This is a genomic window from Saccharothrix violaceirubra (genome assembly GCF_014203755.1).
GTDB classification, from domain to species: Bacteria; Actinomycetota; Actinomycetes; order Mycobacteriales; family Pseudonocardiaceae; genus Actinosynnema; species Actinosynnema violaceirubrum.
The window spans coordinates 60,402-73,826 of sequence record NZ_JACHJS010000001.1; the positions used below are offsets into that span (position 1 = coordinate 60,402).

11 protein-coding genes are annotated in these 13,425 nt (G+C 73.0%); 2 read left to right on the forward strand and 9 right to left on the reverse strand.

Annotated features, from left to right (window positions below):
* Nucleotides 1–143: 143 nt before the first annotated feature.
* The 7 genes from F4559_RS00320 to F4559_RS00350 form a co-directional block, all read right to left on the reverse strand.
* Nucleotides 144–923, reverse strand: coding sequence for a hypothetical protein (locus F4559_RS00320; RefSeq protein WP_184665592.1), 780 nt, complete (start codon nucleotides 921–923; stop codon nucleotides 144–146).
* Nucleotides 924–1,400: 477 nt separating this feature from the next.
* Nucleotides 1,401–1,772 (reverse strand): hypothetical protein, encoded by a 372-nt coding sequence (locus F4559_RS00325; RefSeq protein WP_184665593.1) that lies wholly within the window; start codon nucleotides 1,770–1,772, stop codon nucleotides 1,401–1,403.
* Complete coding sequence (locus F4559_RS00330; RefSeq protein ID WP_184665594.1) at nucleotides 1,769–2,320, reverse strand: RNA polymerase sigma factor; 552 nt, start codon at nucleotides 2,318–2,320, stop codon at nucleotides 1,769–1,771. Before F4559_RS00330 ends, F4559_RS00325 begins: the two co-directional genes overlap by 4 nt.
* A gap of 233 nt (nucleotides 2,321–2,553) precedes the next feature.
* Entirely contained in the window at nucleotides 2,554–4,734 is a 2,181-nt protein-coding gene (locus F4559_RS00335; RefSeq protein WP_184665595.1) for an FtsX-like permease family protein, read from the reverse strand.
* A gap of 161 nt (nucleotides 4,735–4,895) precedes the next feature.
* Nucleotides 4,896–7,163, reverse strand: a complete 2,268-nt coding sequence (locus F4559_RS00340; RefSeq protein ID WP_184665596.1) for an FtsX-like permease family protein — start codon at nucleotides 7,161–7,163, stop codon at nucleotides 4,896–4,898.
* On the reverse strand, nucleotides 7,160–7,837 hold the full coding sequence (locus F4559_RS00345; protein ID WP_184665597.1) for an ABC transporter ATP-binding protein: 678 nt from the start codon (nucleotides 7,835–7,837) through the stop codon (nucleotides 7,160–7,162). Before F4559_RS00345 ends, F4559_RS00340 begins: the two co-directional genes overlap by 4 nt.
* The gene (locus F4559_RS00350; protein WP_184665598.1) at nucleotides 7,834–8,358 is read right to left on the reverse strand and encodes a PadR family transcriptional regulator; all 525 of its coding nucleotides are present in this window, start codon (nucleotides 8,356–8,358) and stop codon (nucleotides 7,834–7,836) included. The genes F4559_RS00345 and F4559_RS00350 overlap by 4 nt, the downstream gene beginning before the upstream one ends.
* A gap of 140 nt (nucleotides 8,359–8,498) precedes the next feature.
* Between F4559_RS00350 and F4559_RS00355 the strand changes: the two genes are divergently transcribed.
* Entirely contained in the window at nucleotides 8,499–9,035 is a 537-nt protein-coding gene (locus tag F4559_RS00355; protein WP_184665599.1) for a CGNR zinc finger domain-containing protein, read from the forward strand.
* Between the two features lie 9 nt (nucleotides 9,036–9,044).
* Here F4559_RS00355 and F4559_RS00360 read toward each other — a convergent pair whose 3' ends face one another.
* Nucleotides 9,045–10,301, reverse strand: coding sequence for a DUF445 domain-containing protein (locus F4559_RS00360; RefSeq protein WP_376774613.1), 1,257 nt, complete (start codon nucleotides 10,299–10,301; stop codon nucleotides 9,045–9,047).
* Nucleotides 10,302–10,330: 29 nt separating this feature from the next.
* On the opposite strand from F4559_RS00360, the gene F4559_RS00365 reads away from it, so the two are divergent.
* A complete protein-coding gene (locus F4559_RS00365) occupies nucleotides 10,331–11,500 on the forward strand; it encodes a pyridoxal phosphate-dependent aminotransferase (protein WP_184665600.1) in 1,170 nt (389 codons plus the stop codon).
* Here F4559_RS00365 and F4559_RS00370 read toward each other — a convergent pair.
* Nucleotides 11,480–13,405 carry an NACHT domain-containing protein gene (locus F4559_RS00370; RefSeq protein ID WP_312865410.1) on the reverse strand — a complete coding sequence of 642 codons (1,926 nt, stop codon included), beginning with the start codon at nucleotides 13,403–13,405 and terminating at the stop codon, nucleotides 11,480–11,482. The genes F4559_RS00365 and F4559_RS00370 overlap by 21 nt on opposite strands.
* Nucleotides 13,406–13,425 lie beyond the last annotated feature (20 nt).

Consider the following 13,425-nt stretch of genomic DNA (forward strand, 5'->3'; position numbering starts at 1 on the left):
GGACCTTGCCCGTTCCTGCCGGGGCGCGGTCGGCAGGACGGGAGTCCTGAGAGGGTGTACGGGGTGGTGGGGCAAATCGACTACGACTGACCGAAGGTGCGAGACCGGAACGTTCCCGGGGCACACGGGTGCCGTGCGGCGGGTCAGTCGGGCGAGGCGCTCGGCAGGCCCTGGGTCCGGCCGGCGGACGGCCAGTCCTCGCGGCGTTCGACGCGCCACGACGGGACCGGCCGGAGGGGGAACTGGTTGGCCACCACGGCGGACACGCCGGCGCGGTGGCTGTTCGACGTGTCCTGGGCACCGGCCGACGTGCCGCACGTGGGCGTGCCGGGGGACTGCTTCGGAGCGGGCGCGGGTGCCGGTGCTTCCGGCTTGTGCCACGTCACGTCGACGACCTGGACGGGTGAGGGTTCGGGAGCGGCCTCGGGGAGGGGTTCGGTCTCGGTCGGGGGCGTCCACGCGTACCCGGGTGGCGTGGGGGGTGCCTCGACGACCGGTGCGGTCTCGGGGGGCGGCGGCGGGGCCTCGTGCTGCTCGACCACGGGCGCCGGCGGCGCGGCGGGCGTGGGAGTCGGCACGGTGTTCGACACCGAACCCGTCAGCGTGGTCGGCGTCGTGCTCGTGGTCGAGCCCGAGTAGTCGGCTTCGGACTGCCGGTCGTCCTTCGTGGTGGACGCGGTGCCGGCGGTGGACGTCGACTGCGCCGGCGCCTTGTTCTCGACCAGGCCGGTGAGCAGGGTGACGTTGGCCGCGTGCTGCTGCTCCATCACCTGGAGCACGGTCTCGCGGGTCGTGGCACCGTCCTCCTCGGACGCTCCCGCGACGCCGTGGCCCAACAGCCACGCCACGGTCGCGACACCGCCCACCGCGAGCGTCCTGAGCAGCAGCGATCCACCGCGGCGGACGGAGTCCGGCACTGCCACGGGATCATCACCACCGTTCCGGTTTCGCGAACGCGGACAAGCCGTCCGAAGGTCGGCGTCGGGCTATGTGTAGCACCGAGCCCGGCGTTTTCGCACTGTTCGGCGACGAACCCACTCGGAAGGGCGGTCGTGTGCGGCTGTCCGGGTTGCCGGCCGGCCGGTCGGACACCGTCAGTCGTGTTCAGCGCATCGGGTGACGATCGCTCGCGTCCACTCCGGACCGCCGCCAGGGTGTCCGGAGTGGACGTCCACGACGGCGGTCCGCTGGCTGATCCGGCCGCGCGACGACGGTCCGACCGGTCGTCGGCGGTGCGTCGAGGGCCTCGCGCGGCTGTCGGGGATCTAGTTCTTCCGGGTGAATCGCGGGACGGCCGGAACGACGCGTCGACCGCACTCCGCGGGCTGCGTCGGTGGGTCGACCGAGTGGATGAACGTGGTGACGACACGTAGGGACGCGGGCTCGATCCGGGTCGGTTTTCACGCGATGAACCACGGCGTGGCGACGTCGTCCACCACGGCCTTGACCGGGCCGCGCGGCACGGGGTCGACGTGGAACCAGCCGTCGACGACCGGCACGGTGCGCGTGCGGCCGGGGTGGTGCAGGACGGCGTGGGTGCCGGTCGTGACCAGGCCGGTGAGCGCGAAACCGCCGCGGGTCGGGTCGAGGTGCAGGTCGAGGCCTGCGAAGCGCAGGGTCCGGGCGCCGTGGCGGGTGGAGTCGTGCCACAGGGTCGCCGCGTGTTCGTCGTGGCGTGCGCGCAACGCCTGCGTGGCCCGGAGCGCCAAGTCGCGTGGCATGGGGTCGACCTGGTCGAGCAGGGCGGCGAGCGCCGCGAGGAGGTCGGTCACCGGGCCGCCTCGGGCGTGATGCGTCGACGCAACACCTGGAGGCACCGGCCGCGGGTGGGGCCCAGGCTGCCGGGCGGGATGCCGACGGCGGTCGCGACCTGGGTGAACGTGAGGTCGGGTGCGTAGGCGACCAGGCGCAGGATCTCGCGGCAGCGGTCCGTGAGCGAGGTGAAGGCGTGCCAGAGCAGGCGGCCGGTGTCGGTGTCGATCGCGGCTTCTTCGGGCGACGGGCGGTCGTCGCGGGGATTCCAGTCGTCGAGGGGTTCTTCCTTGCCGCGTAGGCGCAACACGCGCAGGGCTTCGCGGCGTGCGGTCGTGACGAGCCACGCGCCGAGGCGGTCGGGGTGGTCGATGCGGGTGAGGTGCTCGGACAGCAGGAGCCAGGTGGTCTGGCTGACGTCGGCGGCGTCGTGGGGCGTGAGGCGGAGCGATCGGGGGACCGACCAGACCAGGCGGCCGTAACGGTGGACGAGCACGGTCCAGGCTCGTTGGTCGCCTTGTCGGGCAAGGGTCAGCAGTTCTTCGTTGGGCGCGTTCTCCATGTCCATGTGAGAAAGATTCGTCTTCGTCGGCTCCCGGGTCCGCCGGAACCGGTGAACGCGGGAACCGGTCGCGAGGTGCGGTAGTCCCAGCGGATTCGGCGCTTGGACGCAACGGTTCGGGTGCCCCGTCGTCCGGCTCGCGGTGCCGGAACGCACAACTCGTGGTGTCGGAACGCACATTTCGCGGTGTCCGAACGTATAACTCGCGCGGCAGGGGTGCCTGGGTGGAGGACTCGCGGCTATTCGGTGCGGAGGGTGGTGGGGTGCGTGACGGTGCGCAGGGCCGGGAGGGTGGTCAGGGAAGCGGTCAGCACCACGGCCGCCGCGGCGCCCACCGTCGTCGCGAGGTCCGCCCAGTCGACGTGGAACCGGTCGGCCGGGACGATCAGCCACGCGGTGACCAGGCCGACCGGCACGGCCAGGGCCAGGGCCGCCGCGGCGGGAATCGTCGACTGCCACCACCGCGCGCCGACCAGCACCCGCCGGGGCACGCCGTTGGCCGCCAGCACGGCGACCGGCCGTCGTTGTTCCCACGCCTGGTCCACGGCCGCGGCCACCAGTCCGATCATGGCCAGCAGGGTGAGCAGCACCGAGCCGCCGATCACGCCCCCGCGCAGGGACGTGAACAGCTCCACCTGACCCGCCTCGACGGCGACGTCCGGCTCCACCGCGCGGTCCACGCGCCCGGTCGCGGCGAGCAGCCGGTCGCCGAAAGCCGGCTCGGGGCTGCCGCGCACCACCAGGCGCACCGGCGGCAGCGACGCCAGGAGCGGATCGGTGCCGGTCGCCACGGTGAGCGCGCCCCAGCCCCTGACCCGCCCGCCGAGGTCGCGGTACGGCGGCACGGTCCACGGTTTGCCGTCCAACGTCGTCCTTGTCCCGGCGTCGGGCAGGCCGACGCCGGTCCGGTACGCCGCGCCGGGCACGCAGTCGGACACGCCGAGGCGTTCGGCGATCTCCACGCAGTCCGAGCTGACCACCTCGAACCCGCTGCCGGTCCGCGCCGAGCGCACCTCGCTGACCCGCCGGACACCGCCGACCAGGGAGACGGCCTCCTCCAACGACCGCACCGGCGTGTGGTCGGACATGCCGAGCACCCAGCGGTCCGGCGCGTCGCGGGGCACGGTGGTCTCGGTGATCCGGGCGGCGACGCCGAGCAGCACCTGGAGGGCCAGCGAACCGGCCAGCACCACCGCCACGCCGGCCAGCACGCGGGGCGTGCCCACGTCGGACCGCAGTCCGCGCAACGCCAGCATCACCGCGATCCGGTCCGGGTCGAAGCGCCGGGCCACCACGCCGACCAGCCACGGCAGCACGGCGCCCGTGCCGGCCAGCACCAGCGCGACGCCCAAGGCCAGACCCGTCGCCACGACCGGGTCGGCCAGCGCCTCCGAGTACGTGCCCACCCACGAGATCGTGACCAGCAGCGCGGCGCCGACGCCGAGCAGCGCGAACCGCCACCACGGCCGCCGCGCCGGCACCTCGGCCGTCGGGTCGAGTCCCAGGGGGCCGACCTCGAGTCGGCGTGACGCGGCCAACGACGCCGCGACCGCGGTCACCGGCACGCCGACGGCGATCAACGTGGCCACCAGCGGGTCGGGCACGAGATCGGTCGGGAAGAAGCCGACGCCCTCCACCTCGATGAAGCGCGTGAGCGGACGTGCCGCGAAGAACAGCGCCACACCGACCAGCAGGCCCAGCACCGAACCGGCCAGGGTCCCGCCGCCCGCGATCCACCGCGCCTGCGCGCGCGTGGCGCCGACCAGGCGGATCGCGGCCAGCCGCCGGCCCCGCCCGGACGCGCCGAGCCGCGTGGCCACCAGCGTGAAGATCCCCAACGGCACCAGCAGGGCGCCGATCGCCGCGATGGTCAGCACCCGGTACGCGGGCAGCAGGGTGGCCGGTACGCCGGCGCCGCCGAACCCGCCGACGGGTCGGGCGTCCGCCCGCAGCGACTCGGGCAGTCCGGCGTAGAACAGCAGCGACTTCGGCCGGGGCAGGCCGACGTCCCCGATCACGCCGACGACGCGTTCGGGGAACCTGGCCCGCAGCGAGTCGTCGCCCATGAGGTCGAGCAGTTCGGGCGACACCAGCACCTCGCCCGGTCCGGGCAGTCGCGCGACGCCCGGCGGCGGCGTGCCCTGCCCGGCGAACTCGGTGCCGGTGATCACCCGGCCCCGCCACGTCACGGTCACCTGTCGGGCGAGCAGGTCCGACGAGATCGCGGTCTCCGGCGTCGCGTCCCGTACCCGCAGGGACTTCGCCTCGCGGGCCGGGCCGATCGACGCGGCGAGCAGCAGTACCGCGACGCCCAACCCGATCGCCACGGCGGTGAGCGCCAACCTGGCCCACGACGTCCGGCCACCCCCGACGGACAGTCGGACGCCGAGGACCAGGTCGTCCACCCACCTCGTCGGCACGCGACGGGGTGTGGGAGCGGGGTGGAGCGAAGTGCGCAGCATGCGGGACCGTCCCGATCAACGAGGACGGCAGCCGCGCGGGACCCCCACCCCTTGTGTGCAATCTTCTCGCACAGACATGACGCACAGGAACCGGTTGGTGTTGTCCGCGCGCCGCCGATTCATTCGGCCCGCAGGCCCAGCGCCCCCGTCGCCCGGTTCAGCGCGGGCAGCGTCGCCGCCGTCACGCCGAGCACGACCACGACCGACGCGGCGGACAGCAGGCCGACACCGGCCCAGTCCAGTGCGAACGGCTCGTCGATGATTCCCAGCAGCAGGGCGGAGACCCCGCTGCCGACCCCGATGCCGACCAGCAGGGCGGGCACGAGCGGCAGGGCGTTCTGCACCAGCAACGACCGGGCCAGGACCGCCTTCGGGACGCCGCTCGCGGCGAGCACGGCCAGCGGGCGGCGGCGTTCGCGCAGCTGCTCGGCGGACTGCACGAGCAGACTGGCGCCCGCGAGCAGCAGGGTCAGGATCGAACCGGCGAGCAGCGCGCGCTGCAGACCGGCGAACCTGTCCTCGCGTGCCGACCGGCCCGTCTCGCCGGTGTACCCGACGGCGACCCGCCACTCGAGCGGCGCGGCGGTGTTGCGGATCTCGTCGATCAGGCCCGGCTTGGCGGGGTCGACCTCGGCCAGCAGCCTGAGGCCGCCGTCGTTCGGCACGGTGAGGCCGTCGAGGGCGCCGAGTGTGATGAACAGCCCGTCCCGGGCGGGGGAGCCGTCCGGAAGTCGGACGACCTCGTAGTCGGGCACCCGCCAGGACTGCCCGTCCAGGTCGAGGGTGGTGCCGGGCCGGGGCACTGGGCGGGAGGCCTCACCCGCGTAGCGGACGTCGTAGACGCGGCCGTCGACACAGGACGGCAGTGCGGTCCGGCGGAGCAGGCCCTCGCAGTCGCCGACGATCGCCGGCACGGTCTTCTCCGAACCCTCGTCGAACTGGATGTTCCTCGCCGATTCGACCGAGCGGACGCCGTCGAGCCGCGGCAGTTCCGCGGCCAGCCGGTCGGTGGCGGCGGGGTCGCCGGGCTCGATGTAGACGGTCACCGCGCCCTGGTCGGTGGTCGGCGGCGGGGACGTGACCACGCGGCTCGCCGTGCCGATCAGCATCGACTGGAGCGCGACCACGCCGGCCAGCACGACCGCCACGCCGCCGACCACGCGTGCGGCCGTCCCGCTGTCGAGTTGGAGCCGTCGCACGGCCAGTTGCCACGCGGGCGGACCGCCGCTGACCTTGAGCACCATCCGCTCGATCACCCACGCGAGCACCAGCGGACCGCCGATGAGCATCCCGGAGATCCCCAGGAGCAGCGCCATGGTGGAGACCGTGCCGTCGTCTTCCGCGAGCAGGCCGGTCTGGGTCGCCAGCAGCGCCACCCCGAGGGCGATGGGCAGGAGCCGCCACCACAGCCGCTTGCGCGCGGGAGTGCCGCGGCGGACCACGCCCAGCGGCTCGACGACCGTACGGCGCATGGCGACCAGCGCCGTCACGACGGCCGCCGCGGGCACGCCGAGCACGACCGGGACGACGAGCCACGGCGACGGCCACAGGTCGGAGGCGAACACGGTCAGGCCGAGCAGATCGATCTTCTCGACGACCGTGCGGCTGAGCAGGAAGAACCCGAAGCCCGCCACCAGGCCGCCCAACGAGCCGACGAGCGTCTCGCCGGCGGCGATCATCCTGGTCCGGTGGGCGGCGGTGCCGATCAGCCGCAACGCGGCCAGGCGCCGGTCGCGGTCGGCGCCGCCGGTCCGGGCCGCGGTCGCGACGAACACCAGCACCGGCGCCAGCAGCACGACCAGCCCGACCACGACCAGCATGGTCAGGATCGGGTCCGGACTCGCCGGTTCCTCTTCGCGCCCGCCGAAGCCGTGGAACGCGTTGTACTTGTCGTCCGGCACGCTCGCGCTGCCGGCGACGAACCTGAGGTCGTCGGGTGCGACCACGCCCGCCTCGCCGAGCGTGCCGACGACCTTCTGGGGGAACCGCGGGCGCAGCTCGGCGCCTTCGGGCGAGGCGAGCAGGTCGGCGAGCGCGGGCGACAGGTAGATCTCGCCGTCGCGCGGCAGCGCGGGCACGCCGGGTGGCAGGGCAGGGTCGCCCTCGCCCGGACGGACGAAGCGCCCGACGACCGCCTGCGACCGGTAGTCGGTGTTCCAGTCGACGAAGTAGATCCGGGGCGGTTCGTCCGCCTTCACGTACGGGAAGTTGTCCGAGGCCCGCTGCTCGCGGGCCTGGACGGCGGTCGGCAGCGAGGCGCCGACCAGGAGCAGGCCCACGCCGATGCCGATGCCGAGCGCGGTCAGGCCCATCCGCCACCACGAGGTGCGTCCGCCGGAGAGCGAGAGGCGTGCGCCCAGCAGCAGGTCGGACAGCGCGCGCTTCATCGGACGATCTCGACTTCGCGTGATCGCCCGTCGCGCACGACCACCTCGCGGTCGGAGTAGGCGGCGACGCGGGCCTCGTGGGTCACCAGGACGACGGCGGCGTCGGTCTCGCGCGCGGCCGTGACGAGCAGGCGCAGCACGCGTTCGCCGTTGAGGGAGTCCAGCGCGCCGGTCGGTTCGTCGGCGAACACCACGCGCGGGCCGGTGACCAGCGCGCGGGCCACCGCGACCCGTTGGCCCTGGCCGCCGGAGGTCTCGCCGGGTCGTTTCGCGGCGACATCGGCGACCTCCAGGCGTTCGAGCCATTCGGTGGCGCGGGCCTGCGCCTCGCGCCGCTTGAGGCCACTGAGGCGCAACGGGAGGGCGACGTTCTCCAGGCAGCTCAGTTCGGGCACGAGCTGGCCGAACTGGAACACGAACCCGAAGTCGGTGCGGCGCAGTTCGCTGCGTTTGGCGTCGGGCATCGAGCTGAGTTCGACGTCGCGGTAGCGGACCGTGCCCGCGTCGGGCTTGAGGATGCCCGCGAGGCAGTGCAGCAGCGTCGACTTGCCGGAGCCGGACGGCCCCATGATCGCGACGATCTCGCCCGCGTCGACCCTGAGCCCGGCGCCGTCGAGCGCCGGGGTGGGGCCGAACGCCTTGCGCAGCTTGACGGCTTCGAGCAGTGCGGTCACGGGTTCACCTTCTCGCGCAGGTCGCCGAGGCGGGCGGCGGTCAGTTCCAGCCAGCGCAGGTCGGCTTCGAGGTGGAACAGGGCGTGGTCGCAGATGAGCTGGTCGGCCAGGTCGCCGGCGGCTTTGCGCCGGGTCAGCTCGCGCATGGCGGCCAGGTGCGCGGAGCGCTGGAGGTCGAGTACGTCGTCGGCCGGCCGTCCGGACAGCAGGGCGAGCACGACCTTGGTGTAGAGCGTGTTCTGGAGGTACGGCTCTGGTGGTTCGGGCGTGGCCAGCCACTGTTCGACGTCGGTCACGCCGGCGTCGGTGATCGAGTAGCGCTTGCGGTCCGGTCCGTCGCCGGCCTCGACGCCCGCTTCCTCGACGAGTCCGTTGCGCAGCAGTCGGGACAGGGTGGTGTAGACCTGCCCGTAGTGCAGGGGACGGTCCTGACCGAAGCGAGCGTCGTAGGCGCGCTTGAGGTCGTAGCCGTGCCGCGGACCGCCTTCCAGCAGGCCGAGGAGTGTGTGACCGATGGACATGGCGCCACTATAACCACGGTGTATACACATGGCGAATAGCCGGACTGTCCGACGGCTGAACGGGCGAATGGCGTAACCAGTGAAAAGCACTTGACGGTTACTTCGCCACATGGGCACCTGCCGGCGCCTACAGTGGAGGAGTGACTGGTCTGGCAGCCGGCTGGGACCACGCGGCTTTCGCGCACGGTCGAGCCGGCGATGCGGAACACGATGTGGAGCTGCTGCTCGCTTTCCTGAACACCCGAGATCTCGAACTCGGCACCGACGTGCTCGACGACGTCGCGACGTGGCGGGCGTGGGTCACCGAGCGCGGACTGGGCCGGGTCGGCGACCTGGCCGAAGCCCTGAGCGTCCGCGACTCGCTGCGGTCCTCACTCGGTGAACGTCGGGCCGAACCCGGACCGCCACCCACGGCGGGACTCATCCGCGTGGACCTGAGCCACGGCGTGCCGACGATGTCCAGCGCGGACGCCGTCGGCGCCGTCCTGGGCGCGGCGGCGCGGCTCGCGGTCCTCGGCTCGTGGGAGCGGTTCAAGATCTGTCAGGCCGACGGCTGTCGTCGGGCCTTCTTCGACCGCTCGCGCAACCGGTCGCGAACCTGGTGCTCCATGCAGGTGTGCGGCAACCGCGAGAAGGCCCGCAACTGGCGGGAACGCCGTGCGCTCAGCGTGACCTGAGCGCGGGCGTCACACGACGAGCTGCCCGAGGGTGTAGATCACGAGTCCGGCGAGCGCGCCGACCACGGTGCCGTTGATCCGGATGAACTGGAGATCGCGCCCGACCTGCAACTCGATCTTGCGGGACGTCTCCTCGGCGTCCCAGCGCTCGACCGTGTCCGTGATCAGCGTGGTGATCTCGTCGCGGTAGTTCGTCACGACGTGCGCGGCGGCACCCTCCAGCCACCCGTCCACCTTGGTGCGCATCGCCTCGTCCGACCCGAGCCGCGCGCCGAACGACAGCAGGCCGTCGCGGACCCGTTTCCGCAGTTCGGACGACGGGTCCTCGGCGGCCGTCAGCAGCATGCCCTTGGCCGTGCCCCACGCCGAACCGATCACCTGCCGCACGGCCGGGTGGTCGACGACCTGCTGCTTGACCTGGTCGGCGCGCGCCATCGTGGCCGGGTCGGTCTGGAGGTCGCCGGAGAACTCCACCAGGAACTGGTCCAAGGCCTGCCGCATCGGGTGGTTCACGTCCGTCTTGACCGCCCACGCGAAGTTCAGCAGCTCGGCGTAGACCTTGTCGCCCAGCATGGAGTCCACGAACCGGGGCGACCACGTCGGCGCGCGGTCGGACACCACGTTCATGACCTTGTCGTGGTTGTCCCGCACCCAGTCGTAGGCGCGGTCGCACATCAGGTCCACGAGCTTGTGGTGCGCGCCGTCGGTCAGCACCTGCCCCAGCAGGCGGCCCAGCGGCGGGCCCCACTGCTGCTCGGTCAGCCGCCGCACGACCGCGTGCTCGACCACGGCCTGCACGTCGTCGTCACGCAGCACGGTCACCGCGCCCTTGATCACGTTCGACAGCTCGGCCGTGACGCGCTCGGCGTGCGCCTCGTCGGACAGCCACTCGCCCACCCGCCGGGCGATGCCCACCCGCCGCAGCTTGTCCCGCACCACGGCCTCGGACAGGAAGTTCGTGCCCACGAACGACCCGAGCGCGTCGCCGAACGCCTTCTTGCGGGTCGGGATGATCGCCGTGTGCGGGATCGGCAGGCCCAACGGCCGGCGGAACAGCGCCGTCACCGCGAACCAGTCGGCCAGCGCGCCGACCATGCCCGCCTCGGCGGCGGCCCGCACGTACCCGACCCAGGCCGGTCCGCCCTCCTCGAACAGCAGCGCCCCGAGGAAGATCGCGGACGCGGCGAGGAAGAACCCGGTCGCGACCAGCTTCATCCTGCGCAGATCCCGACGCTTGAGCTGGTCGGCGGCCGTCAGTTGCTCCACGGGGTCATTGTCCGTGAAGATCTGGGCTTGTGCGGGTACCAGCGCTAGTCACCAGGTTGCGGCCGTTCTCGTCGACGATCTTCGCGGAGATGACCGCGCTCGCGACCCGGCACGGTGCCGTGAACCTCGGCCAGGGCTTCCCGGACACCGACGGCCCGGTCTCCATGCTCGACGCGGCCAAGACGGCGATCGACTCGGGCGTCAACCAGTACCCGCCCGGTCCCGGCGTCCCCGAGCTGCGCCAGGCGATCGCCGAGCACCGCTCGCGGTACGGCACGGAGTACGACCCGGACACGGAAGTGCTGGTCACGGTAGGTGCGACCGAGGCGATCGCGGCGTCGCTGCTCGGCCTGGTCGAGCCCGGCGACGAGGTCGTGCTGATCGAGCCGTACTACGACTCGTACGCGGCGTCGGTCGCGTTGGCCGGTGCGACGCGGCGCACGGTCGGTCTCGTCGAGGACGCGTCGGGGCGGCTCGGGCTCGATGTGGCCGCGTTGACGGCCGCGATCGGACCCCGCACGCGGGCGTTGCTGGTCAACACGCCGCACAACCCGACCGGCACCGTGTTCACGCGAAGCGAACTCGACGCGATCGCGCGGCTGGCCGTCGAGCACGACCTCGTGGTGATCACCGACGAGGTGTACGAGCACCTGGTGTTCGACGACGCGTCGCACGTCCCGCTGGCCGCGTTGCCCGGCATGCGCGAGCGGACCGTGACGATCTCCAGCGCGGGCAAGACGTTCAACGTCACCGGCTGGAAGATCGGCTGGGCGTGCGCGCCGGCCGAGCTGCTCGGCGCGGTGCGCGCGGCCAAGCAGTTCCTCACGTTCGTGGGCGGAGCGCCGTTCCAGCCGGCCGTGGCGCACGCGTTGCGCACGGAGCTGGAGTGGGTCGAGAAGCTGCGGATCTCGTTGCAGGACAAGCGGTCCAGGCTCGCGGACGGGCTGCGCGCCGCCGGGTTCGAGGTGCGCTCCAGCGAGGGCACGTACTTCATCACGGCCGACGTGCGCCCGCTCGGCTTCACCGACGGCGCGGACTTCTGCCGTGCCCTGCCCGAACGGGCGGGCGTCGCGGCCGTGCCCGTGCAGGTGTTCACCGACCACCCCGAGCAGTGGAAGCACCTGGTCAGGTTCGCGTTCTGCAAGCGCGACGAGGTGCTCGACGAGGCGATCCGGCGGCTACGCGGGCTGTCCGGCTGACGTCCTCGGCCCGGCCAGCCGGTCCTGCACCAGGGCGTGGCGGAACTGGTAGCACGCGCCGGACTGGCGCAGCACGCCCAGCTTGCGGGCGTCGTCGAGGAACACCATCAGCTCCCACGGCACCTTGCGGCGCAACGCCAGCCACACGCGTGCCACCGTGAACCACCACCACCGCAGGTGCAGCACGGACAACGCGAACCCGAGCAGCAACCCGCACGCCAGGCCGAGACCGACCATGCCCGACTGGTGCGCGCCGAACACCAGCCCGCCGGCCGTGCCGAACGTGACCGACAGGACCAGCGAACCGGTCAGCACCGCGATCCGGTCGCGCGCCATCGTCCACTTCGGACTCGACGGGTGGGTCAGCTCGGCGTTGTCGGCCAACGCGAACCGCAGCGCGCTGGCCACGGCCAGGCCCAGGCCCACGACGAGGCCCGCCGACGGGCCGTACAGCGCGCCGAACACCAGGCCGACGGCCAACCCGAGTACGCCGCTGACCACCACCAGGCTGCGCCAGATCCCCGGTTTCGGCTTCGGCGACCGACGTCCGGAGGCGCGCAGCGCGGCGACCGCGACCGCGATCCCGGCCGCCAGTCCCGTGATCGGCGCGAGCTTCGGCGTGCTCGCGTACGCCATGAGCCACGCCACGCCGAAACCGCCGATCGTGCCCAGGACCAGCGCGCCCAGGACGGCCAGCCACTGCCGGCCCACCGACCGGCGCAGCTCCCACCAGGCCAGCTCGCGGACGCCCCGGCCGTGGAGTTCGCGGGCCAGGAACGTGAGCCAGCGGTGCGCGTCCGCACGGGACCACACCTGGCTGGCCCGGGCGTGGTGGGCCACGGCCCGGTCGCCGAACGCGGTCGTGACCAGCATGTCCACCAGGTGGTCCTCGACGGACGCGCGGTCGGGGAACCGGGCGCGGTCGAGCAGTTCGCTCGGCTCGCCGTCCGCGTAGACGGTGCCCGCGAGCCACACCGCCAGCGGCGTGGACAGGGCGTCGGCGAGCCGGTCGTCCGGCTCGGCGCGCAGGTGCAGGAAGATCGGCTCCCAGCGGGCGGCGATCACCGGGTCGGCGTGGGCGCGCAGGTAGCCCGCGATCTCCTCGTGGTCGAGCGGGTGGAGTTCGACCACGCCCGCGCCGGGCACGTGGCAGCCCGCGAACCCGTCCGTCCGGGACGTCAGGACCAGCGGCGTGGACGGGGGGAACGCGCGGTTGATCCGCTCCAGCGCGCCGGGGTGGCGGGCCACCTGGTCGAAGCCGTCGAGGATCGGCAGGACCAGGCGTTGTTCGACGAGGAGTTCGGCCGCGTAGCTGCCGTACAGCTCGGTGTTGCGCAGCGCCGGGTGGTCCTCGTAGAGGCGGCGGGTCAACCACGTGCGGACGTCCTCGACGTCCGGGTCCCACGTGGACAGCGGCAGGAGGATCGGGACCGGACCGGCGGTGTGCCGGTCGAGCAGGCCGAGCGTGAGCATCAACGCGGTCGTGCTCTTGCCCGCGCCGGGCTCGCCGAGCAGGACCAGGCGGTGGTCGGGTTGGCGTTCGAACGCGCCGACCACGGCGTCGCCGCGGCCCGGCGGCGCACTGCCGTCCGGCGAACTCCAGTGCAGGTCGAGCGGCGCGTCGTCGAGTCCGCGCGACCGGCTCTCCTCGATCCACTGGGCCTTGAGCGCCACGACCAGGTCGCGGGCCGCCGCCGCGAGCTGGTCCCCGGTGGACAGGCCCGCCGCCCGGCGTCGGTGCACCCACGGGTCGAGCGCGGCGAGCAGCAGCAGGAACCCGGCCGCGACGGCGACCAGCCACAGGTCCGGGTCGATGCCGTAGTCGGTGACGAACAGGCCCGCCGCCGTGAGCAGGGCGGCGAGCACGCAGCCGACGAGGACGGCTCGCTGACGCAATCTCGACACCCCGGCATCATGTCCCACCT

Bases quoted from the DNA above. Each gene is read 5' to 3' on its own strand.
- F4559_RS00350 (WP_184665598.1), bottom strand. From the start codon at position 8,358: ATGTCCATCGGTCACACACTCCTCGGCCTGCTGGAAGGCGGTCCGCGG.
- F4559_RS00340 (WP_184665596.1), bottom strand. From the start codon at position 7,163: ATGAAGCGCGCGCTGTCCGACCTGCTGCTGGGCGCACGCCTCTCGCTC.
- F4559_RS00330 (WP_184665594.1), bottom strand. From the start codon at position 2,320: ATGGACATGGAGAACGCGCCCAACGAAGAACTGCTGACCCTTGCCCGA.